Source organism: Parvibaculum sp., from assembly GCF_002684405.1.
Taxonomy (GTDB): Bacteria; Pseudomonadota; Alphaproteobacteria; order Parvibaculales; family Parvibaculaceae; genus Parvibaculum.
Map to the genome: position 1 here is coordinate 1 of NZ_NYVD01000136.1, position 22342 is coordinate 22342.

The window sequence follows — 22342 nt, forward strand, 5'->3', positions numbered from 1 at the left end:
CAGGAGCATCGATTGATGTCGATCGCGGCGCGCGTCTATGACGACGATGTCGCACATGTCGAACCGCTCGAAATCGACAATATACGGGGGCTTCTCGTCACCCGGTTCGATCGATCTGTCGAGAACGGCGTGGTGAGCCGGATCCATCAGGAGGACTTCTGCCAGGCGCTAGGCTTGCCGAAGAACCTCAAATACGAACGCGATGGAGAGGCCGGGCGGGCCTTCAACGGCCGTGCCGTAGGCGAGATCCTCGGCCGCACGCGCCTTCCGGCCAGGGCGCGGCAGTTCTTTCTGCAGATGACCATCCTCAATCTTGCTCTCGGCAACACGGACAACCACGCCAAAAACCATGCCCTGATCTATCGAGGCAATGCGCCAGAGCTGGCCCCGCTCTATGACGTTGTGCCCGTTCTTCTCGACCCGAATGTCGATCACCGGTTCTCACTGCATATCGGGACCACCGACACGACGGATACGCTTACGCGCGACACCTTCTTCGACTTCGTGCGAGCAATCGGGCTCAAAGCGCGCGGCAAGTCCGGCGAAGATGAAGTCCTCAAGACCACCGGCGAGTTCCTTAACCGTATTGCCATGCAGATAAACGACCTGCAGGGCGGACAGACGAAACTACTAGGGGATATGGTAGCCCATCAGATCGAGCACATCTCGGAAGCGCTGGACCTCCATGTCGACGTCCCCGACCGAGACGCGTTCCTGCTCAAAGGAGGCGGATTCCGCTTGCAGAGCGAATGAGCGCCATAATCATTTGCCGGTCTTGTGCGCCCTTCATAGGCGGTCACACCGGCCATGACGATACGAACGCAACTCGGAACATTCTCAAGGCCGGACCACGGCCATCGGGGAGATCCCCTCGCGCGGAACCATCGAACCGGAAATCTCTCCAGGCATCGCGTGTGCCGGTCTCAAGCAAAAATCCCCTTCATTCGGGTTGAGGGAAAGACGCTAAGTCCCGCTAAATCCCGACAGCATGCGAGAGCGACTAAAAGGTATGACGTCTGCGCCGGTATTGTTGAGGCACTGCCGACTTGTCAGCCAACCGCGAAATGCCCGATCCGCACAATGCGCCTGCCATTGGCGCTCGCTCATCTGGCCGGACAGATAGCAAAGCAGCACACGCTCGTTTTCTTCGTATTTCGTCATGTTGAGTGCGACCATCCTGTTCTGCCCCATCGACAGGTGATGGAGTCAGCATGACCGTAATGCACGACACTGTTTTCCCGTGTGAGATGACGTGCAGCTATGTAGGGCTGTGCAAGGCCCGCGGAGGCCCTCTATTTTTGTGCATCGCACACTTACCGCACCGCCACACAATGAGGGATGGCAGACGGACCCGCATGCACTAGTCTTGCGCGCCATGCTGACCTTTCTGTCCGATCTCTGGCCCCTGCTTCTCGGCCTTATCCAGTTCACCGCGATGGCGGGCGCCGCCGTGCATGTCATGCTCTCCAAGAGCGACGAGCGCGCTGCGGCCGGCTGGCTTGCGGTCATTCTCCTGGTGCCGTTCCTGGGCTGGCTCGTCTATCTCATCTTCGGCATCAACCGCATTCAGCGCCGTGCGCGCGAACTGCGCGCCCGCCATGTCGGCGAATTGCTGCCCGTCCCGCCGCCCGCCCGCGTCGCCGGCGAGACCGTGCCGGACGGTCCGCAGGTGCGCGAAATGGAGAGCCTTGCCCGTTTCGGCTGGAAGGTGTTGCCGGAAAGCTTCGAGGGAGGGAACGCCATCCGCGTCCTGGAAAATGGCGACGAGGCCTATCCCGCCATGGTCGAGGCGATCGATACGGCCCAACGCTCCGTCGCGCTTTCCACCTATATCTTCAACAACGATCTCGCTGGCCGAATGGTGCTCGACGCCCTGACACGGGCAAAGGCACGCGGCGTGCGGGTGCGCATCCTGATCGACGGCGTCGGCTGCTATTACTCGCATCCCTCTCTCATGCCGCTCCTCAGAGAGCGAGGCCTCAATCACACGCGCTACCTGCATTCCTTCATGCCCTGGCGCATGCCCTATCTCAACATGCGCAACCATCAGAAAATTCTGGTGATTGACGGTCGGCACGGCTTTACCGGCGGCATGAACATCTCAGAGGGGAATTTGATCGGTTCCGATCCCCGAAAGCCGATCCGCGACTATCACTTCCGGGTGGAGGGACCGGTGGTCGCACACCTGATGCACACTTTCGCGCATGAATGGAATTTCGCCACCGGCGAACTTCTGGACGGGCCGGATTGGTTTCCGGAACTGGAGGAAGCCGGCGAGATCACCGCACGCGGCCTCCCCGCCGGTCCGGATATGGGCATGAACCCGATCCGCTGGACATTGCTCGGCGCGCTCTCCGAAGCCCGTCACTGCATCCGCATCGTCACGCCCTATTTCGTCCCCGACCAGACCTTGCGGACCAATCTCTCCCTCGCCGCCATGCGCGGCGTAAAGGTCGACATCGTTCTGCCCGAGACCAACAATCTGCCCTTTGTCGACTGGGCTGCCACCCCGCAACTGGAATGGCTTGCCCGCGCGGGCTGCCGCATCTGGAAGACGCCCGGCCCCTTCGAGCACTCCAAACTCATGACCGTGGACAGGCTCTGGTCGATGCTGGGCTCGGCCAATTGGGACGGGCGGAGCCTTCGCCTCAATTTCGAATTCAACCTGGAATGCTACGGGGCCTCGCTGGCAAGCAGGATCGACGACATCATCGAACACAAGATCGCGTCGGCCCGGCCCGTCTCCGGCAAGGAACTCGCCGCGCGTCCCATCTCGATCAAGCTGCGTGACGCCTTCTTCCGCCTTGGCTCACCCTATCTCTGACCCGATCTCCTTTTCCCCGGGGCCCACGAGCGCTATGCTTCCGGGGTGCGATCGGACGCTCCATCCGAAACGACGATCCCGAAGAGGTTCGAAATGACCGAAAGCGGCGCGAAAAAAACGGCAGACGCGGAATTGAAAGACCTCCGCGAGGAGATCGCCGCGCTCAAGGAAGCGCTGGAGGAGGAACGCGCCCGCAAGGCCCCGCCCTTTTCGAAAGAAGATGTCGAGGAGCTTGGCGACAAATTGCAGGACGGCCTGACCGACCTGGAAAAGCAGATCGATTCCAACCCCGTTCCAAGCGCGCTCATCGCATTCGGCATCGGATTCCTTATCGGCCGCGTGCTGGGAAAGTAGGACTGCGATGTACGACCCCACACCCAAACTGAGAACGCTTGCCGAGGCCGAACTCTTCCGCGCCGAACTGGAGGCAAAGAGGCTCGCAAACCGGCTGAGCCTGATCGGCATCGCTGTCTTCCTCGCGATTTTCGCCTTCACCATGCTGGTGATCGCCGGATTTCTCGCGCTCTCGGAACTTTATGGCTATCCGCTCGGGGCACTTATCACCGGCGGCGCACTCCTGTTCGTCGCCATTGTTGCGCTCGGCCTCGCCGCCCGCAAACCGAGCCATGCCGACGAACTGGAAATGAAACTCGCCAACCTCAATATCGAGGCGGCGCGCGCCGATATTCGCCGCGATGTCGATGCGCTGGAAAAGCGTTTCAACGATCTCTCCATGGGACTCCTCGGCATGGTCCGAGGCACCTCTTCCGGGATGCCGATGGTCACAATCATCCTGGGCGCCCTGGCTGCGATGAGCCCTTTCTTGCGCAAGATCATCATGCCGATCCTCAATCGCGATGGCGGGGCCAGAGACGACGACGCGAAACCGGAGTAGCAGCGCGATTCTGCCCGGATGGCAGCATATGACATCGAGTGACGGCAGGGGCGGAATGGGATAGAAACCGGATCCGTATGGTCCGGCCGTCTCTTCAGGAAAATCCGATGAAACTCTATGCCTCGCCGACATCCCCTTTCGCCCGCAAATGCCGCGTACTCATCCGCGAGAAGAACGGCACATCCCATGTGAGCGAGGAAAATATCGTCGCCATGCAGGATCCGCCGGCGCTGCATGAAGCGAACCCGCTCGGCAAGGTGCCCGCGCTTGTACTTGCCAATGGCGACACGCTCTTCGACAGCCCGCTCATCTGCGAATATCTGGATTCGACCCTCGAAGGCGAAACCATGATCCCCCTTGCCCACCCCGAGCGTTGGCCCGTGCTGCGCTTTCAGGCGCTGGCCGACGGCATCATGGACGCAGCCGTTGCCATAATCATGGAACGCGGCCGCAAGGATTCCGAACAATCCGAAATCTGGCTCGGCCGCTGGCATCGCGCCATCGACCGCTCGCTTCAGATTCTGGACGACGAAGTGACGAAACTCGACGGCCCCGTCGACCTTTCTCACATCGCAGTCGGATCGGCGCTTGGATATCTCGACTTCCGTCACGCTGCGCTGGAATGGCAGAAGAACTATCGAGAGATCGCCGGCTGGTGGGCGGACATGAGCAAGCGTCCGTCTTTTGCGGACACAGCCCCGCCCGCATCCTGACCGCTGCACCAGGCTCGCGCACATGATAGAGGTCACGGACAGACTCTCCCTCGCGGAAGAAGAGATCGTCCTGAGCTTCATCCGCTCGGGCGGTCCCGGCGGGCAGAATGTCAACAAGGTCGCAACCGCCGCGCAGCTTCGTTTCGACGCCCGCCACTCGCCTTCCCTGCCCCCGGCCGTTCGCAACCGCCTCCAGAAACTCGCAGGCGGCAAGCTGACCCGCGACGGCGTCATCGTCATCACGGCGAACCGTTACCGCACGCAGGAAGAAAACCGCAAGGATGCGATCGGCAGGCTGTTGGCGCTCATCCGGGAAGCGGCCGTTCCGCCCCGCCCCCGAATTCCGACACGGCCGACCCGTGCCTCGAAAAAGCGCCATCTCGAACACAAGAAACGTCACGGCGACATCAAGAAGATGAGACGCCGCCCGACGAATGGCGACTAGGCCCGCGGCTCAGCGCCAGGGCTCCACCAGCACCTTGGCATGCTTTTCCGGATTGCCGAGTTCCTCGAAGGCATGGCGCACTTCTTCCACCGCCACCTTGCCCGTAATCATCGGCGAGACATCGATCTGGCCCTCGGCGATATGCTGGAGCGTCAGCGCGAATTCCTCCGGCGTATACCCCAGCACGAACTGCACATTGAGTTCCTTGTTGATGCCGAAGAAGGGCTCGAAACGGTCATGCTCCATGCAGACGCCGACCACGACAACGCGCGTATGCCGCATCGCCCCTTCGAAGATCTGCTGGATGACGCCGGGCACACCGACGCATTCGAAAATGACGCCGGGCTTGGGCTGAGGCCCCATCCCCATCACCGAGAGCAGGCTCTGCGGATCGTAGCCCTCGGGCAGCGTCCGTTCCGACCAGTCGGTATAGGCGGAGTGATCGGCCGGATCGATGACGACATCGGCGCCCATCTTTTCCGCCAGCACCCGGCGTGCCGGGCTGAAATCGGCAGCCACAATAGGCCCCACGCCCTTGATCTTGAGACCGGCGATAACGGCAAGGCCCACCGGCCCGCAGCCCACCACCAGCGGCACTTCCTCGCCGGTCAGGTTCGCCTTCTCCACCGCATGCCAGCCGACTGCCATCGGCTCGGTCAGCGCGGCATGATCGGTCGGCAGGCCATTGGGCACTTCGAGCAGCAGCAGCTCGTTCAGCACCATCTGCTCGGCAAAACCGCCCGGCGCGACATTCGAATAGCCCACCGGCTGTACATTGGCCTTGTCGCCATTCATATAGACGGCGAGCGGCATGGAACAGACGCGCGTACCCGGCTTGAATTTCTTCTCCGTGCCCGGTCCGTGGTCCAGCACTTCGGCGCAGAACTCATGACCGAAAACGATGTCCTTGTTGAGGTCCATCACGAAGCTGGAGCCGGAGCGCTTGGCCGCATCGACCATATGATGCGCGTGATGAAATGCATGCAGATCCGACCCGCAGATACCGCAGGCCAGCGTCTTCACCAGCACCTGACCCGTTTCCGGTTCGGGAGCCGGGATTTCATCGACATATAGATCGCCCTTGCGGAACACGGCAGCGCGCATAGGTATCCTCCCTTGTTTTCTTGTTGCCGCTATGGAAGCAGCGGGAGACCACTCGCGCAAGGGAAAATAGACTTCGGTCTACTTCAACGCCCGTTTCTTCTCACGGCGGCTGTTGATCGCCGTGATGACGAGGATCGGCACCGCGAGAAACAGGGTCAGCGCGTTCGCACCGATCAGCGGCCCGTCACCCAGGTTCAGCCCGTGCAACAACCAGAGGAAGATGCCGATGGTGAGGCACACATACATGGCAAGCGAGATGCCTGACGTATCGCGTGTGCGGATCGTCTTCACTGCCTGCGGCACGAAAGCGACCGTGGTGAGAAATGCTGCGATGTAACCGATGTCGACCATGGCCCAACCCCGTCAGAACAACCGGCGCGACTTTCTGCCGGAAGCGGGCTTCACACAAGCGGTATCACAAGGCAACCCCTCCAATGGCCGCACTCGCCACCACCACCGCCCAGGGGGGTAACTTCCATATGGCGAGGGCCATCCAGGCCCCCAGCGCCAGCGCGGCTTCCGCTCCACCTGAGATCGCGCTGGTGAAGACAGGCATGTAAAGCGCGGCGGCGAGAAGCCCGACCACGCCGGCATTGACACCCATCAGCGCCGCCCGCGCCGCGGTAAAGCGCGACAGCTTCGACCAGAAGGGCAGGACGCCCGGCACCAGCAGGAAGCTCGGCAGGAACATGGCGACGAGGCAGACCGCGGCGGCGAGAACCGGCCGGGCCACATCGTTCACAGCGGCGCCGACATAGGCCGAAAAGGTGAAGAGCGGCCCGGGCACCGCCTGCGCCATACCGTAGCCGGCAAGGAAATTGTCCTGCGAGATGAGCCCGCGCGGCACCAGGTCGGCTTCCAGCAGTGGCAGCACGACATGTCCGCCACCGAACACAAGCGCACCTGCCCGGTAAAAAATGTCGGCTAGGCGAAGCAACGGTTCTCCTCCCTGCGCGAGAAGCGGCAGACCTGCGAGCAGACCGAAGAACAACGCGAGACACAGGATTGAAACCACCGGCGACACTGGCGCGGCAAGCGGCGGCCAGTCCTCGATCTTTTCCGGTTTCAGCACGACAAGCCCGATCAGCGCCGCCCCCGCCAGCACCGCAAGTTGTATCAGCGTGGATGGCATGATGAGCATTGCCACCGCCGCAGCTACCGCGAGAGTGGCACGCGGTGCGTCGGGCGCCAGATTGCGGGCCATCTGCAGCACGGCCTGCGCGACCACGGCAACGGCCACGATCTTGAGCCCGCTCAGCACGCCCTGGCCGATGTCGCCCTCAAGCGCCGCCGCCCCGAAAGCGGCGAACATGAGCGCGATGGCCGATGGCAGGGTGAAGGCAAGCCATGCCGCCAGCATACCGCCGGCGCCCGCCCGCATGAGGCCGAGCCCCATGCCGACCTGGCTACTCGCCGGACCTGGCAGAAACTGGCAAAGCGCGACAAGGTCGGCATAGGCCCGGTCGTCGAGCCATCCCCGCTTTTCGACGATCTCGGCGCGAAAATATCCCAGATGCGCAACCGGTCCGCCGAATGAAGTAAGGCCCAGCTTGAGGAAGGTGGAGAAGACTTCGCCGATCGTGCCCTGCGCTGCCTTCTCCGTCATCGTTCCCCCTGTCGGGGCGGCTTAATCCGCCGCCCAGCCCTGCATGACCGCCGCTTCCCGGCGAACGCGCTCCGGCGCGCCCAGAAGCTGGCGATTAAGCCCGATTCTCTTGAACCAATAATGAAGCCCGAGAAGATCGGTAAAACCCATGCCGCCATGAACTTCCGTGGCGGTGCGCGCCACGAAGCGGCCCACATCGGAAGTCAGCGACTTGGCATGCGCCGCCATCAACGGCCCTTCCTCCGGCATCTCGTCGAAGGCATGCGCGGCATACCAGACAAGCGAACGGCAGGGTTCGAGTTCTGCCGCCATTTCCGCGCACATATGCTTCACTGCCTGGAAGGAACCGATGACCCGGCCGAACTGCTTGCGCTCCTTGGCATAGGCGACGGCCTTGTCGATCATCATCCAGCCGGTGCCCAGCGTGTCGGCGGCGAGCATGATGCGGCCCGCATCCCGCATGGCGTTGAGCGCGCCCACCGTATCGCCGGAGAGCGGTTCGGCTTCCACATCGTCGAACTGCCATTCGCCCAGAGAACGGGTGAGATCGATGCGGGTAAGCCCGACCCTGGCAAGCCCCTTGGCATCGCCCTTCACGAGATGCAGCCCGCCATCCATATCGGCGACGATGAAGAGACCGGCTTCACCGAAATCCATCGCAAACCAGGCCTTGCCGTTGAGCTTGCCGCCCGAGGCTGTGACGCCCGCATCCTCGCGCGCGCCCGAGACCTTTTCGGCAATCGCAACCGACGCGACGACTTCACCCGAGGCGAGCTTCGGCAGCCATTCCTCCTGCTGCGCCATCGACCCTGCCCGCATCAGCGCCGCCGGCGCCATGACGGCCGTGGCAATGAAAGGCACCGGTGCTACATGACGGCCCAGCATTTCCGACACCAACGCTGCATCGAGCAGAGCGAGCCCGAGCCCGCCTTGCGCTTCCGGCACGATCATGCCGGGCACACCGAGTTCGGTAAGCGCCGTCCAGACATCGTCGGCCATTGCCTCGCCACCCTCGGCGGCCTTGCGCACCCGCTCCAGCGGGCAGACGCGTTCCAGCGTGCCGTTGAGGCTGTCCTGCAGCATGCGCTGATCTTCAGATAATCCGAATTCCATGGATGGAGCCTCCCTTTACGCTTTGGCGGGTTTCGGTTCGCGCGGCATGTCGAGGCCGCGTTCCGAAATGATGTTTTTCTGAATCTGAGCCGTCCCGCCGCCGATGATGAGGCCAAGATCGAACATGTAGCGGCTTTGCCACGAGCCCCAGGCGCGCAGATGCGGGCTTTTGCCGTAAAGCACCCCCAGCTCGCCCAGCGCATCAATGGCGAGAGCAGCAAGCTGATGATTGATCTCGCAGCCCTGCAACTTGACGATCAGCCGTGCAATCCCCGGATCCTCGCCCTTGGAGGCCGCCGTCAGCAGGCGCAGCCCGTGGAACTGCATCGCATAGACGCGAGATTGCAGTTCCACCAGCCGGTCGCGATAGAGCGGATTTTCGATGAGCTTCTGCCCGTCCATCGTCTCGGTCTGCATGAGATCGACGATCTCTTTCAGCCGCGTGCCTGCCTGGTTCGGATCGCCCAGCATGCCGCGCTCATGCTTGAGCGTTGCATTGGCAACGAACCAGCCCTGTCCGCGTTCGCCGACGATCTGGTTCTTCGGCACGCGCACGTCGGTGAAGAAGACTTCATTGAATTCCGCTGCGCCGGTCATGGTCTTCAGCGGGCGCACCTCGATACCCGGCGTGTCCATGGAAAAGAGGAGATAGGAAATCCCCTGATGCTTCGGCGCATCGGGCTCGGTACGCACGAGGCAGAAGATCATGTCGGCATCCTTGGCCGTCGAGGTCCAGATCTTCTGGCCGTTGATGACGAAATCATCACCGTCTTCGGTCGCCTTCGTCTGCAGCGAGGCAAGATCGGAACCCGACCCGGGTTCCGAATATCCCTGACACCACACCACCTCGCCCTTCAGCGTCGGCTCGATCCACTTCTGCTTCTGCTCCGGCGTACCGAGCTCCAGAAGCGTCGGCACGAACATGGAAATGCCCTGGTTCGCAAGCCCGAGCGGCAAACCGGCGGCGGTGAATTCCTCCGCGATGATGCGCGATTTGAGAATGTCCGGCTCCCCGCCATAACCGCCATATTCCGTCGGGATGGTCCGGGCGGCATAACCGTTCTCGATCAGAAGCTGCTGCCACGCCTTCCACTCCGCGTCCGGGCGCGCTACGCGCATGCGTTCCGGCGCATCCTTGCGATGTTTGGCAATAAACTGGCGCACCTCTTCGCGGAAGGCCTCATATTCGGGCCCGTATGCGAGGTCCATACCTCTACTCCCTGCTTGCCGGCCGGACTTCACAAAGCGAATTGCGGCCCGGCGCGTTTGTTGTCGGCGGGGAGTTTAGCGCGGAAGGTCGCGGAATCCACACACCCCGGCAATACCGCGCCGGACCTTGCGTCAACTTGTAGGGAAGGACGATTTCGTTGTGAAAGACTCAGGCCGCGCTGCCGCCGACCGAAGGCAGCCGCGCAGCCGTCTGCTCTTCCTGCGTTGACTGCGTATCCCGCGCCACGGGCGAGTTTTGCAGGAAAGCCTCGAATTCGTCGCACGGCATCGGGCGGCCGAGGAAATAGCCCTGGGCCTCGTCGCAGCCAAGCTCTGCAAGGGCATGAAGCTGTTCGGCCGTCTCCACGCCTTCGGCAACGACCTTCACACTTAGCGCATGGGCAAGATCGATGATCACCTTGGGAATGACGCGCCCCTCGCCGAAGGCACTGAGGTCACGCACGAAGCTGCGGTCGATCTTCAAACGCTGCACCGGGAACCGCTTGAGATAAGCGAGCGAGGAATAGCCTGTGCCGAAATCATCGATTCCGATCCCTATCCCGAGACTGCGCAGGCGGCGCAGCGTGCCGATCACCATATCGACGTCCTGCATCACCATGCTCTCGGTAACTTCCAGCTCGAGATATTGCGGCGAGACGGCATGTTTCACCAGCATGTTGGCGATCATATCGGTGAGGTCCGGACGACGCAGATCGCCTGCCGACACATTGACGGCCACGGTGACGCGCGCCAGCCCCATATCCTGCCAGTGGCGAATCTGGCGGCACGCCTCGTTCATCACCCATTTGGTGAGTTCACCGATAAAGCCACTCTTCTCGGCGACCGGTATGAAGACATCCGGCGGAATATATCCGCGCTCGGGATGGCGCCAGCGAACCAGAGCCTCCGCGCCGGCAATCCGCTGCGAGGCGACATCCACCTTGGGCTGATAAAAGAGTTCGAGATCGCCTTGCCGGATGGCCGCACGCAAATCGCGCTCAATCGAATTGCGCTCGATGGCACGCAGGTGAAGCTCGTGACGATAGAGAAGGCTCATCCCGCTGCCTTCCATCTTGGCGCGGGAAAGCGCAAGGTCGGCATTCTTCAACAGCGTATCCGGGTCGCGCCCGTCCTGCGGAAAGAGAGTGATGCCGGCGCTGCAGCTCGGCTGCAGCTCATGCGGCCCGAAGCGAATGGGTGCCCCAACTGCCCGGATGAAACGATAGGAAAGGTCGAGCGCCTCGTCGGCACTGCGAAGCCCCGGCAGGATCAGGCCGAATTCATCGCCGCCGATCCGTGCGATCTTGTCCCCGTCGCGTGTGCAGCCTTTCAGGATATCCGCAGTCCGCTGCAAAAGCCTGTCGCCCGCATCATGTCCGAGCGTGTCGTTGACGTCCTTGAACTTGTCGATGTTGAACACCAGAACGCCGACCAGCGAACGGTCCTCGCGATGATCCGCAATCGCCTCCGCCATAGATTGTTTGAACCATCCCCGATTGCCGAGCGACGTCAGGCCGTCGGTGGACGCAAGCCGCTGTAGCATCTCTTCTTTCGCATCGGAATCGTCGAACGCATCCGACAGGGCGCGCGTAACGACGCTGATTTCATCCTGCATGCCGGTCGCGGGCCGGGGCGGACGTTTTTTATTCCCAACAAACCCGCTCAGCGCCTCGATAGGTGCAACCACCACACGATGCAGAATGAGCGAGATCGTCAGGATAGAAACAATGATGAGGACGAACAGCCAGCTCATCGTCGACATGGCATTGGCAATCTGCGACTGCTCGATCAGACTTATATCGATACTGAAAACCGCAACGCCACTCGCCGCTCCGCCCGGCAACACGACGGGAACCGCGTAATCCTGAATGCCGTTCTGGACCGGTCCCACCGCCTCGACACCACTTGACTGATCGCGGTCGAAATTGCGGCCCGCTTCGACAAATCGTTTGGCAAGTATCTGCCGATTGATCGGCTGGTGCCCTTCATAGGCAAGCACCTCGCCCTGCTGCGTCCCGATGGCAACGGCGGCAACGGCGGGCGAGCCCGACACGGCATCCAGGACAGGCGCCAGCGCGCGGAAGGACTGTGTCCGGACAATTGCCTGATCCAGCACGCCCAGCGCGATATCCACATGCGCGCGGGCTTCCATGTTCACATTGTGTCTGAAATTCAAGCCCGTGAAGACAGCCGCGAACAGGATCAGGGCCGCACCGATAAGCGTGACGATGAGAACGACTTTCGTCCGAAGCGTCAGATAGCTTGCACGGCTCCAAATACTGAAACGGGAGAACAGCGAGCGCGCACCAACCGGCTGCCCGGAACTGGTCTGGGCATTCTTCGCGTCTGCATGGCCTCGGCCGGTACCGCTGAGACCCGACGCCCCACTTTCTGTGCGGTCCGGCCCGTCTTCTCTATGCATCGCACCTATTCCCTGGCGCAAAACAGTCCGCCTTCTGCGGGCTTTGCGCACGACATGGGCCAGTTATAGGAAGTCGCTCCTAAGAATAGGTTACGTAGATAAAATTGTTCATATCGGGAGCGCCCCAGAACGGGACACAGGGTTTCAACGCCGATATCCGGGGGAAATCACCGTCACAGGGCTCGCTGGGGCGGCTGGACGCGCCCGGAAACGCAGGCCCTTGGCGAGTAGTTTCAATGCTTCCCAGTGAATCCCCGCCGCCACCTTGAGCGTCAGCAGAGGATAGCGCAGCAGCGTTACGGCAAGACCGGCGGCGGATAGCGGCCTAACCTCGCCGGCGAAACTTGCCGTCAGAAGCACGCCTTCTTCATCGCTTTCACGGATCGTCAGGGAAACCCGCGCACCCGGCTCCACCAGACGAAAATGATATTCCCCGTCAACCGCCATGAAAGGCGAGACATAGAACGCCTTGTCGCAGCGCTGCTTGATAGGGCTTTCACCGGGCTCAACGGGAAACAGATAGCAATGGCGGTCGCCGAACGTGTTGCGGACCTCATAAAGAACCGCAATCAGACGGTCGTTGCCGTCCCGGCAAAACCAGATCGACAGCGGATTGAACGCATAGCCGAAAATGCGCGGCATAGTGAGAAGTTCGACCCGCCCCCCGCTCACGGATAGCCCTGCGCGTTGCAACTGACCCTCGAGCCACTGCCGCAAGGGACGGTCGTCCCCCCCGCCATGGTCCCGATCGTAAAACGACACCGGCGCAAAGCGGTTATGCGCAAATCCGGCAAGGTCCCGGTCGAGACCGTCCAGTTCGTCCAGGTCGAGAAGCATATAGAAGACGCCGTAGCGCAGCTCATGACGGCGCGGCCGGAGCCGCCTGTGAAAAACGGATCCCGCATAAAGGCGCGACCGCCACCCGCCTGCCGTCTCACCCGTCACGCCGCCACCCCTTCCAGAGGCGCCACCCGATAGATGCGGGACGACGCGCTTTCCACCTGCCACGGCCGCTGCACGCCGCCCAGTTCCTCTGCCACGGCGAGCCCGGCCTGCAAGCCGTCCTCATGAAAACCCGATCCGAAATAGGCACCGCAAAACCAGGTATTTCGCCGCCCCTGAAGCGACCACAAAGCCTGTTGCGCGGCGATCGCCCCCGCATCGTAGACCGGGTGGTCATATTCGATACGGGCAATCGCATGCTCCGGCGCAGGATCGCTTGTCGGATTGAGGGTCACAAAAAGCTGCCTCTCCGTGGGAAGCGGCTGAAGCCTATTCATCCAGTATGTCACACAGACCGGCGCGTCGCCGCCGCCCATATAGTTCCAGCTTGCCCAGACGCGCTTCTGGCGGGGCATGAAAGACGGGTCGCTGTGAAGCCAGGCGATATTGCGCTGGTAAGGCATCGCGCCCAACAGCCGCCTTTCCGTCTCATCGGCATCGCCCAGCATGCCCAGCGCCTCGTCGCTATGAGCGGCCACGACCACCCGGTCGAAGCGCTCGGTACGCCCGTGCACATCCGTGATGACGACACCGGGGCCCTCGCGGAGGATCCGTCGAACGCCGCGCCCGGTCTGAACCCGGTCGCCGAGGGGCGTGCAAAGCGCTTTCACATACTCGCGCGACCCACCCTCCACGGTTCGCCAGACCGGGCGGTCCGTCAGACGCATCAGCCCGTGATTGTCAAAGAACCGCAGAAAGGAAAGCGCGGGAAACTGCTCAACCCGCTCCAGCGGCAGCGACCAGATCGCCGCACACATGGGCAGGAGATGGTCGTCCCTGAGCGCGCGTGAAAATCCTTTTTCCGTCAGGAAAACACCCAGCGGCTTGTGCTCCAGCCCCTCTTCTCCCATAAGCTCCGGCGCGCCGCGATAGAGCCGGACGATGTCCCGGATCATCCGCCACATGCGGGGCCGTACGAGGTTGCGCCGGTCGCCGAAAAGGCCGCCAAGCCCCGACCCGGAATATTCGAACCTGCCCCTGCCTGCCGCCGGCAGTGAGGCGGAAAACGACATGTTGCTCGGACAGGTGGCCACGCCGAGATGCTGAAACAGGGCGGTGAGATTGGGGTAGTTGGCCTCGTTGTAGACGATGAAGCCCGTATCGACCGGCACATCCCCCTCAGGGCAGGGCGCCACCAGCGTGTTCGAATGCCCCCCGGGCCGCTCGCCCTTTTCGAAGACGGTCACGTCATGCGATTTCGAGAGGAGCCAGGCCGCCGAAAGGCCCGATATCCCGCTGCCAACCACGGCGATCCGCAAGGGTTTACCCGAATTCGGGCCGCTGAATGCTTGATCGTCAAATGGCGCCATGAAAGCCCCTGAAATGAATGTCCGGCGGAGGGAAAGCCGTCCGCCTCGGCACTGTCTTGTCCTACGCAACCGGGCCTGTGTCGGATCAATCCACCCGCCGCTTAAAGCCCCTCCGCGCATCCCGCCTGTTGTCATCCTTATGCGAACGCCTAGGATCGTCTTAAAATCAGGTCGAAAAAGACGGCACGCCGGTGATCCAGCCTGAAAGCAGGCCCGTATCTGGACCATGCAGATGATCGCCGCGATAGATACCGGCCGGACCCGGATCGCCCGCCCCGCAAGGCGGACGAGATTGAGGAAGTTGGAGCGAATGGATCGCGAAAACCCGGCATCGCCCTCCTCGGGCGCGAGCGCCGAGGAAATGGCGGGATATATCGCCGCGATCGTGGATCGCGCCGACCGAACGGCTTTTGCGGAACTCTTCGGCTATTACGCACCGCGCGTGAAGTCCTACCTGATGCGCCTCAGGGTCGACGAGAAGCTTGCCGAAGATATCGCGCAAGAGGTGATGCTGACGGTCTGGCGCAAGGCCGCGCAATACGACCCGGCCAAAGCGGCGGTGGGAACATGGATATTCACCATCGCGCGGAACCGCTTCATCGACCGCGTTCGCCGCGAAAAGCGGGCCGACCTCGATCCGGCCGACCCCATGCTGATTCCGGAAGACCCGCCTCAAGCCGATAACGAGGTGATAAGCCGGCAGACCGGCGACAGGGTCCAGGCGGCCCTCAAGGACCTGCCGCCCGATCAGGCGGAAGTCGTCATGCTCTCCTTCATGGAAGGCAAGGCGCATTCGGAAATCGCCGAGCAGTTGGGTATTCCGCTCGGCACGGTGAAATCGAGAATGAGACTGGCATTCGGTCGTTTACGTACGGCTTTGGAGGACTTGCAGTGATGTGCGCGGCAACGGTCGAGCATAACGGGATCACACATCGTCTGGGCGACGAGTGGATCATGGAATACGCAGCCGGCACGCTGAGCGAAGGCGAGGCAGTGCTCGTGGCGTCTCATATGAGCTATCGCCCGGACGCGGCCCGCACCATGGAGGCGGCCGAGGCTATTGGCGGCTCGCTGCTGGAAGGCGAGACGGGCACGGCCATGGCACCGGACGCACTGGCGTCGGTTCTGTCGCGGATCGACGAACCGGCACCCGGCAAACAGCCGGTCAGGCCGGCCCCGCCGCCCGCAACCACCGACCGCGTGCTGCCCGCCCCCTTGCGCGAATGGCTGGGCGTGGATGATGTCGAAGACCTCAACTGGTCGTTCATGGGACCGGGGATGAAGAAAGTCATGCTCTGGCGCGGCCCCGGCGACCAGCGCGTCTGGATGCTCAGGGCAAGGCCGGGGACGGAAATCCCCGTTCACGGTCACCGCGGCACCGAGCTTACCCTTGTCCTCAAAGGCGCCTTCAAGGATCCGCATGGCCGCTTTGCGCGGGGCGATATCGAGGAAAAAAACGAAGCCGACATGCACGGCCTGACCATCGAGGAGGGCGAGGAATGCATCTGCCTTGCTCTGACAGAAGGTCCGATCCGTTTGAAAAGCGTCGCAGCGCGCCTGATCCAGCCCTTTATCGGGCTCTGAGAGAGGCATCGCCTGCGCGAGATTGAGGGGCGGCCCAAAGGGCCGCCCCTTCTTTTAGGTGTCGTGCCGCTCAGAAATCCACGCTCGCCACCAGGCGGAAATTGCGTCCCGGCAAAAGCACGTCGTTCTTCTTGAAGGAAACGTGATTGCGGATATCCGCATCGAGCAGGTTCTGACCGATAACGCTGATTTTCACGCTCGCGCCTCCGGTCATCTGTTCCGGCAATGTGTAGCGGAGCACGGCGGAGACGTTGGTATATCCGGCGGTTTCCGTCTCATTCGGCCCCAGCTTGTCCTGCTTGAAGGCATGCAGGAAACCGGCCTTCGCCATGAACCTGTCCGCTTCCAGATATACCCCGGCGCCGATACGCATCGGCGGGATGCGCGGTACATTGGTGCCGCCGTCGAACTTCGCCCGCACATAATCGGCCTGACCCGTTAAGCCATAGGTAGCTATATCGGTGCGAAGAAGCGCGACCTTGCCCTCAAGCTCGAAGCCGTAAAAGGTCGCGTCCCGCTGCGCATATCGCACCTGATTCAGTTCGGTGCCGGTACCGCCCGCATCGGTACAGCTCGCATAATCGTCATCGCAAGTTGCCCCCGTCAGCGCCTTGTAAATGAAATCGTCGAAACTGACGTGAAAGAGCGACGCCGCGAAAGAATAGCCGCGCCCCTCGCGCCGTGCGGAAAGTTCCGCCGAATAGGCTGTTTCCTTGTTGAGAGCGGCATCGCCGATCTCGAAGGTTTCCGTCGCCTCATGCGGCCCCTTGGAGAAAAGCTCGGGCGCCTTCGGTGCCCGCTGCGCAGCCTGGAACGTGGCAGAGGTCACCCAGCCGCCATCGAGGTCCCAGACAAGGCCGGCCGACCCGCTCAGCGGCGTGAAATCGCGCGACACGCTGTATTCCGTGATAGTCGCCGTATCGAGAGCCGTCCCTTCGACTTTCACATGCTCCACGCGCCCCGCCATCTGCAAGGACAGCGTGTCGCCAAGCGGCATCTCCTCGAACAGGAAACCCGCGACCGAGCTCGAATTGGTGGGAGCCAGCAACTCACCTCCCTCGCCCGAAGCGGACAGATCCCGGTGGTGATACTGAACGCCGAATGCGCCCGCGAAGGGACCGACGGAAGCGTGCAGGAACTCCGCGCGGCCCTCCCATTCCTTGTTCTTGAAGGTCGACCCGGTCACACCGCTCAGCGTGATTTCATCATGCCGGTAGTCGCCATAGCCGCCCGAGAGATTAAGGCCCTTCACCCAGCCGCCGAAAGACAATCCGCTCCGGACCTGAAGCTTGGTCTGGCGCATATCGATATGAACGGGATCGGTGGGGTCTTCCGGTGCCGGGATGCCGTATTCGCTGTCGTAATGCGTAACGCTCGCCCCGGCATAGCCATTGTCGAGCAGAACCGATGCACCGCCTGCCACGCCGGATGTGTCCGTCCATGTATTGAACTGCTCACCCTGCGGCGTGTCGTAATCGCTCGTCTTGCGACGGAAACCGTCGGCATGCCAGACGAGGTTTCCCGTCGCGGCATTCAGGGCGCCATATGCCTGCTTGCCCTGATCGACACTGTCATAGCTCGCACCGCCATGGACGGTATATCCGCCGTCCGGACGCGCCGAAGGAATACGGTCGTTCAGCACATTGACGACGCCGCCAATCGCTTCCGAGCCATATCGCAATGTTGCGGGCCCACGCACCACTTCGATGCTTGTCGCAGATAGCGGATCGATCGGCACGCCATGGTCTTCCGACAATGCGGAGACCCCGCCCGCCGAGATGCCGTTTTCCTGCACACGCACGCGGTTATTGTCCATGCCGCGAATGATGGGACGGCTTGCTCCTGCCGCGAAGGAACTCTGTGTTACGCCCGGTTTCTCGCCGAGAAGCGCGCCCAGCGCGGATGTCCCGGATTCGTCGATATCGATCTGATCGAGACGCAACACCGGCGCCGCCAGTTCGTCCAGACGCACCGGCAAGGGAGAGGCCGTCACGATAATGGGCCCCGATACTGATTCCTTATCGTTTTTCTGAGCCTCCGCCGCCTTTGCCTGTACCCCTGCCGCCAGCGGAAGCGCAACCGCCAGCATCGCCGCGGCGCCCCGAGGAAGCGCCGACAGCCTCAATGTTCCGATTTGCATGATCACCCCTTTATGCAATGTTATAATATAACGTTTAATTGAGAGAGCGGCGCGGCGCAACCCCGCGGCAACAGGCTCGCTATACCCGTCCCCGTACAGGCGCTATCTTTTGCCCTGGGCAACCAGGTACGAGAGGCACGGGACCGGTGAGCAAGACCAAGGATAAAACCGACAAGGAAGCCGAAGAGGAGCGCCGCCACGGCATGCGCCACGGCGTTTACAAGCACGAGCTGTACGAGTTGCAGGTCGAGCTCGTGAAGCTCCAGAAAGACATCATCGCCAATAACCGCCGCGTGCTGGTTCTCTTCGAGGGACGCGACGCGGCCGGCAAGGACGGGACGATCAAGCGGGTCACCCAGCACTTGTCCCCGCGTGAAACCCGCGTCGTGGCGCTCGGCAAACCGTCGGACCGCGAAACGACGGAATGGTATTTCCAGCGTTACACCGAACACCTGCCCGCCGCCGGCGAAATGGTTCTCTTCAACCGCTCCTGGTACAACCGGGCAGGCGTCGAGCGCGTCATGGGCTTTTGCAGCGATACCGATTACGAGCGTTTCATGGAGCAGGTCCCCTTTTACGAAAACATGCTGATCGGCTCCGGCATCCATTTCATCAAATATTATCTGGATATCTCGAAGAAAGAGCAGAAGGGGCGCATGAAGGAGCGCCGGGAAAATCCGCTCAAACAGTGGAAGATATCCCCCATCGACGAGGTCGCGGTAAAACACTGGGACGACTATTCCAAGGCGCGCGACGCCATGCTCACAGGCACGCACTCCGAATGGGCGCCCTGGACGGTGATCGATGCAAACAAGAAGCGCCTTCTGCGCATCAATATGATCCGCGACCTGTTGAACCGCCTCGACTATGAGGGCAAGAACGGCAAACTCGTCGAGCCGGATCGGGACATCGTGATGCCTTTCGACGAAACGCTGATCGAAGAGGGCAAACTCTCCAAATGAACGACCCCGTGGAAAGCGGTTCCCTGCTGTCCGGCACGTTCACGAATATCGGCGGCGACCTGTTGCTGGCGCCGGAGCGGCTTATCGTCGTACTCGGCCTGGGGTTCTTCGTCGGTCTCGCCTTTGAGGAGTTCTTCAGCCGAAGCCGCCTGAAGCCCCCGGGCGGCGTTCGCACCTTTCCCCTGCTCGCGCTCACCGGTGCGCTGCTCTATGCCCTTGCGCCCGAAACGCTCATCCCCTTTCTGGTCGGCCTCGGCGTGCTTGGCCTGTGGCTTGCCGTTTTCTACTGGCAACGGCTGGAGACGCACCGCGCGGAACCCGATATCGAACCCGCGCCCGGCGCGCGCATCGATGGCGGCATCATGGCGCCGCTCTGCAATCTTATCGTTTTCCTGCTCGGGCCCATCGCACTCTCGCAGCCGCTCTGGGTCGCCGTCAGCATCGCCGTGACGGTCGTCCTCCTGACCGGTGCGCGCGAGCGGCTGCATGCCTTCGCTGCCGGCGTCGGACGAACAGAGCTCACCACGCTCGGCAAGTTCCTGATTATCATAGGAATTATACTGCCGCTGGTGCCGAACGAACCGGTGACGGCGCTCACGCCGATCACGCCTTACGAGGTGTGGCTCGCGGTGGTGGCGGTGAGCACGCTCTCCTATGCGAGCTATCTGCTGCAGCGCTATTTCGCCCCGAAAGCGGGCGCGATGTACTCCGCCGCGCTGGGCGGGCTCTATTCCTCCACCGCAACGACCGTCGTGCTGTCGCGCCAGCTGGCGCAGGAAACCCCGCCCCAGGCGAGCGCCGAGGCGGGCATCGTGCTCGCGACCTCGATCATGTTCGTCCGGATTCTGGTGGTGGTATCTGTCTTTAACGGCGCGCTGGCGCTAACGCTGATGCCTGCGCTCCTTACCCTCTGCGCGGCCGGGCTCGGCCTGACGGGGCTCATCTATCTGCGCGGCAAAGCCCGGAAAACACGAGGGGAATCCGCGCCCTACCAATCCTCGAACCCGCTGGAAGTCTCCGCCGCGCTGACCTTTGCGGTGCTCTTCGTGGCGCTGTCGGTGGCGGTGGCCTGGGGGCGGCAGCAATTCGGCGAGAGCGGCATCTTCGCCGTCGCCGCCATTGCCGGTGTGACCGATGTCGATCCCTTCGTCCTCAGCCTCGCCCAAAGCGCGAAAACGGCCTCGCCGATGGCGCTCACCGCGGCCGCCATCCTCGTCGCCGCGGCCTCGAACAATTTTCTGAAAGCGGGCTACACGATTGTTTTTGCAGGAAAAAAGAACGGCCTCCTGCCCGCCGCCGCGCTCTTCCTCCTCTCGCTCGGCACCGTCGCCGCCGCCCTTATCCTCGCCGGGATCGGGCTGTGACCAAGCCTTCCCGCTCGGCACTCCCGGCCGGTGTCTGGGCGCTCGGCTTAGTCAGCCTGTTCATGGATATGTCGTCGGAACTTGTCCACGCGCTGCTGCCCATCTTCCTGACCACCACGCTCGGAGCCTCCATGCTGTCGGTCGGCCTCATCGAGGGCATCGCCGAGGCGACAGCGGCCATGACGAAAGTGGTGTCGGGCACGCTCAGCGACTGGCTCGGCCGCCGCAAACGCCTCGCCGTCATCGGCTACGGCCTTGCCGCGCTTTCCAAGCCCTTCTTTCCACTGGCGGACTCGATTGCGACCGTGCTGACGGCACGCATTGCCGACCGGATCGGCAAGGGGATACGCGGCGCGCCGCGCGACGCGCTGATTGCCGACATCACCGCTCCCGAACAACGCGGCGAAGCTTATGGCCTCCGGCAATCGCTCGACACGGCGGGTGCGGTGCTGGGGCCGCTCATCGGCATCGCGCTGATGACGCTGCTGAACGACAATATACGCCTCACCTTCTGGTTCGCCGTGCTGCCCGCGCTCGCCGCCGTGACCATTCTCGTGCTCTTCGTGCACGAACCGGAGCCGAAGGTCGACGACGCGCCCGCAAAGAGCGGCGCACCGCGCATTCGCTGGGCCGACGTCGCAACCATGGGCACCGCCTATTGGGGCATCGTCGCCATTGGCGGCGTACTGACGCTGGCGCGCTTTTCCGAAGCCTTCCTTGTATTGCGCGCCGAAACCGCTGGGCTCGGCATCGCTTTCGTGCCGCTGGTGCTGGTGATGATGAGCGCCGTCTACACGCTGTCGGCTTACCCCGCAGGCCTGCTGGCCGACCGGCTGGACAAAACGCGCCTGCTGGCGCTCGGCTTCGTCGCACTTATCGCAGCGGATCTTGTGCTGGCGCATGCGAACGAACCGGTCATGCTCTTTACAGGCGTCGGGCTCTGGGGCCTTCATATGGGTCTGACACAGGGGCTCCTCTCCACGCTGGTAGCCGACAGCGCGCCGAAAGCGCTGCGCGGCACGGCTTTCGGCATTTTTAATTTTGTCAGCGGCATCGTGCTGCTGGCCGCAAGCCTCATTGCCGGGTATCTGTGGGAGGATTACGGCCCCGCCTCTACATTCTATGCGGGCGCCATCATCACCATGGTCGGCCTTGCCGGGCTGGTTCTGTTGCCGCGACGAAACACTGCGAAGAAATGAATTACCGCCACGCCTTTCATGCCGGCAATTTCGCCGATGTGATGAAACATGCGCTGCTGACGCTGTCGATCAACCAGTTGAAAAAGAAGGAAAAACCCTTCTTCCTGCTCGACACGCATGCCGGCAGCGGGATGACCGACCTCTCCGGCGAGGAAGCACAGAAAACCGACGAATACCGGCAGGGGATCGCGCGCCTTCTGGAGGCGGAGGACGATATCCCCGCATCGCTCGCGCCCTATCTCGACGCCGTGCGCGCGCTGGGCGGCACCCCGCTGACACGCTATCCGGGCTCGCCCGCCCTTGCCGCCTACCTTGCGCGGGGCATGGATCGGCTTGCTTTTGTCGAGATTGAGCATGCGCCGGGGCAAGATTGCGCAGAGCTCTTCAAACGCGACCCGCGCGTGAAGGTGCACGAGATGGACGGCTACCAGGCGATGAGGGCGATGCTGC

Annotated in this window: 21 protein-coding genes; 12 read left to right on the forward strand and 9 right to left on the reverse strand. The window is 62.3% G+C overall.

The window, feature by feature from the left end; genetic code table 11:
- The 6 genes from CMI59_RS12670 to arfB all read left to right on the forward strand — a co-directional run.
- Positions 1 to 753, forward strand: a 753-nt coding sequence (locus CMI59_RS12670) for a HipA domain-containing protein (RefSeq protein WP_293328607.1), incomplete at its 5' end; no start/stop codon positions are given.
- 622 nt (positions 754 to 1375) lie between these two features.
- Complete coding sequence (locus CMI59_RS12675; protein ID WP_293328626.1) at positions 1376 to 2824, forward strand: phospholipase D-like domain-containing protein; 1449 nt, start codon at positions 1376 to 1378, stop codon at positions 2822 to 2824.
- 93 nt (positions 2825 to 2917) lie between these two features.
- A complete protein-coding gene (locus tag CMI59_RS12680) occupies positions 2918 to 3178 on the forward strand; it encodes a hypothetical protein (protein WP_293328608.1) in 261 nt (86 codons plus the stop codon).
- A gap of 7 nt (positions 3179 to 3185) precedes the next feature.
- A complete protein-coding gene (locus CMI59_RS12685) occupies positions 3186 to 3719 on the forward strand; it encodes a phage holin family protein (protein WP_293328609.1) in 534 nt (177 codons plus the stop codon).
- A gap of 107 nt (positions 3720 to 3826) precedes the next feature.
- Complete coding sequence (locus tag CMI59_RS12690; protein ID WP_293328610.1) at positions 3827 to 4432, forward strand: glutathione S-transferase N-terminal domain-containing protein; 606 nt, start codon at positions 3827 to 3829, stop codon at positions 4430 to 4432.
- A gap of 22 nt (positions 4433 to 4454) precedes the next feature.
- Positions 4455 to 4877, forward strand: a complete 423-nt coding sequence (arfB, locus tag CMI59_RS12695) for an alternative ribosome rescue aminoacyl-tRNA hydrolase ArfB (RefSeq protein WP_293328611.1) — start codon at positions 4455 to 4457, stop codon at positions 4875 to 4877.
- Between the two features lie 9 nt (positions 4878 to 4886).
- Here arfB and CMI59_RS12700 read toward each other — a convergent pair whose 3' ends face one another.
- The 8 genes from CMI59_RS12700 to CMI59_RS12735 form a co-directional block, all read right to left on the reverse strand.
- Complete coding sequence (locus CMI59_RS12700; RefSeq protein WP_293328612.1) at positions 4887 to 5981, reverse strand: zinc-binding dehydrogenase; 1095 nt, start codon at positions 5979 to 5981, stop codon at positions 4887 to 4889.
- 78 nt (positions 5982 to 6059) lie between these two features.
- The gene (locus CMI59_RS12705; RefSeq protein ID WP_293328613.1) at positions 6060 to 6332 is read right to left on the reverse strand and encodes a SemiSWEET transporter; all 273 of its coding nucleotides are present in this window, start codon (positions 6330 to 6332) and stop codon (positions 6060 to 6062) included.
- A 64-nt stretch (positions 6333 to 6396) separates the two neighbouring features.
- On the reverse strand, positions 6397 to 7587 hold the full coding sequence (gene chrA / locus CMI59_RS12710) for a chromate efflux transporter (RefSeq protein ID WP_293328614.1): 1191 nt from the start codon (positions 7585 to 7587) through the stop codon (positions 6397 to 6399).
- Between the two features lie 21 nt (positions 7588 to 7608).
- Positions 7609 to 8700 (reverse strand): acyl-CoA dehydrogenase family protein, encoded by a 1092-nt coding sequence (locus CMI59_RS12715; RefSeq protein ID WP_293328615.1) that lies wholly within the window; start codon positions 8698 to 8700, stop codon positions 7609 to 7611.
- A 15-nt stretch (positions 8701 to 8715) separates the two neighbouring features.
- Positions 8716 to 9909: an acyl-CoA dehydrogenase family protein gene (locus CMI59_RS12720; protein WP_293328616.1), complete on the reverse strand. Its 1194-nt coding sequence runs from the start codon at positions 9907 to 9909 to the stop codon at positions 8716 to 8718.
- Positions 9910 to 10078: 169 nt separating this feature from the next.
- The gene (locus CMI59_RS12725) at positions 10079 to 12331 is read right to left on the reverse strand and encodes a bifunctional diguanylate cyclase/phosphodiesterase (RefSeq protein ID WP_293328617.1); all 2253 of its coding nucleotides are present in this window, start codon (positions 12329 to 12331) and stop codon (positions 10079 to 10081) included.
- Between the two features lie 144 nt (positions 12332 to 12475).
- Positions 12476 to 13276, reverse strand: a complete 801-nt coding sequence (locus CMI59_RS12730) for a DUF1365 domain-containing protein (RefSeq protein WP_293328618.1) — start codon at positions 13274 to 13276, stop codon at positions 12476 to 12478.
- Complete coding sequence (locus CMI59_RS12735; RefSeq protein ID WP_293328619.1) at positions 13273 to 14643, reverse strand: FAD-dependent oxidoreductase; 1371 nt, start codon at positions 14641 to 14643, stop codon at positions 13273 to 13275. Before CMI59_RS12735 ends, CMI59_RS12730 begins: the two co-directional genes overlap by 4 nt.
- 310 nt (positions 14644 to 14953) lie before the next feature.
- Here CMI59_RS12735 and CMI59_RS12740 point away from each other — a divergent pair, with 310 nt between their 5' ends.
- Positions 14954 to 15538 (forward strand): sigma-70 family RNA polymerase sigma factor, encoded by a 585-nt coding sequence (locus tag CMI59_RS12740; RefSeq protein ID WP_293328620.1) that lies wholly within the window; start codon positions 14954 to 14956, stop codon positions 15536 to 15538.
- On the forward strand, positions 15538 to 16227 hold the full coding sequence (locus tag CMI59_RS12745; RefSeq protein ID WP_293328621.1) for a ChrR family anti-sigma-E factor: 690 nt from the start codon (positions 15538 to 15540) through the stop codon (positions 16225 to 16227). The genes CMI59_RS12740 and CMI59_RS12745 overlap by 1 nt, the downstream gene beginning before the upstream one ends.
- Positions 16228 to 16297: 70 nt before the next feature.
- Here CMI59_RS12745 and CMI59_RS12750 read toward each other — a convergent pair whose 3' ends face one another.
- Positions 16298 to 18367, reverse strand: a complete 2070-nt coding sequence (locus CMI59_RS12750; RefSeq protein ID WP_293328622.1) for a TonB-dependent receptor — start codon at positions 18365 to 18367, stop codon at positions 16298 to 16300.
- Between the two features lie 146 nt (positions 18368 to 18513).
- Here CMI59_RS12750 and ppk2 point away from each other — a divergent pair, with 146 nt between their 5' ends.
- The 4 genes from ppk2 to rlmJ all read left to right on the forward strand — a co-directional run.
- Positions 18514 to 19329, forward strand: coding sequence for a polyphosphate kinase 2 (gene ppk2 / locus CMI59_RS12755; protein ID WP_339614165.1), 816 nt, complete (start codon positions 18514 to 18516; stop codon positions 19327 to 19329).
- Positions 19326 to 20693 carry a DUF4010 domain-containing protein gene (locus CMI59_RS12760; RefSeq protein ID WP_293328623.1) on the forward strand — a complete coding sequence of 456 codons (1368 nt, stop codon included), beginning with the start codon at positions 19326 to 19328 and terminating at the stop codon, positions 20691 to 20693. The genes ppk2 and CMI59_RS12760 overlap by 4 nt, the downstream gene beginning before the upstream one ends.
- Positions 20690 to 21892, forward strand: a complete 1203-nt coding sequence (locus CMI59_RS12765) for an MFS transporter (protein ID WP_293328624.1) — start codon at positions 20690 to 20692, stop codon at positions 21890 to 21892. The genes CMI59_RS12760 and CMI59_RS12765 overlap by 4 nt, the downstream gene beginning before the upstream one ends.
- Positions 21889 to 22342 (forward strand): 23S rRNA (adenine(2030)-N(6))-methyltransferase RlmJ (gene rlmJ / locus CMI59_RS12770; RefSeq protein WP_293328625.1); only part of this gene is annotated, 454 nt, incomplete at its 3' end. The genes CMI59_RS12765 and rlmJ, both read left to right, overlap by 4 nt.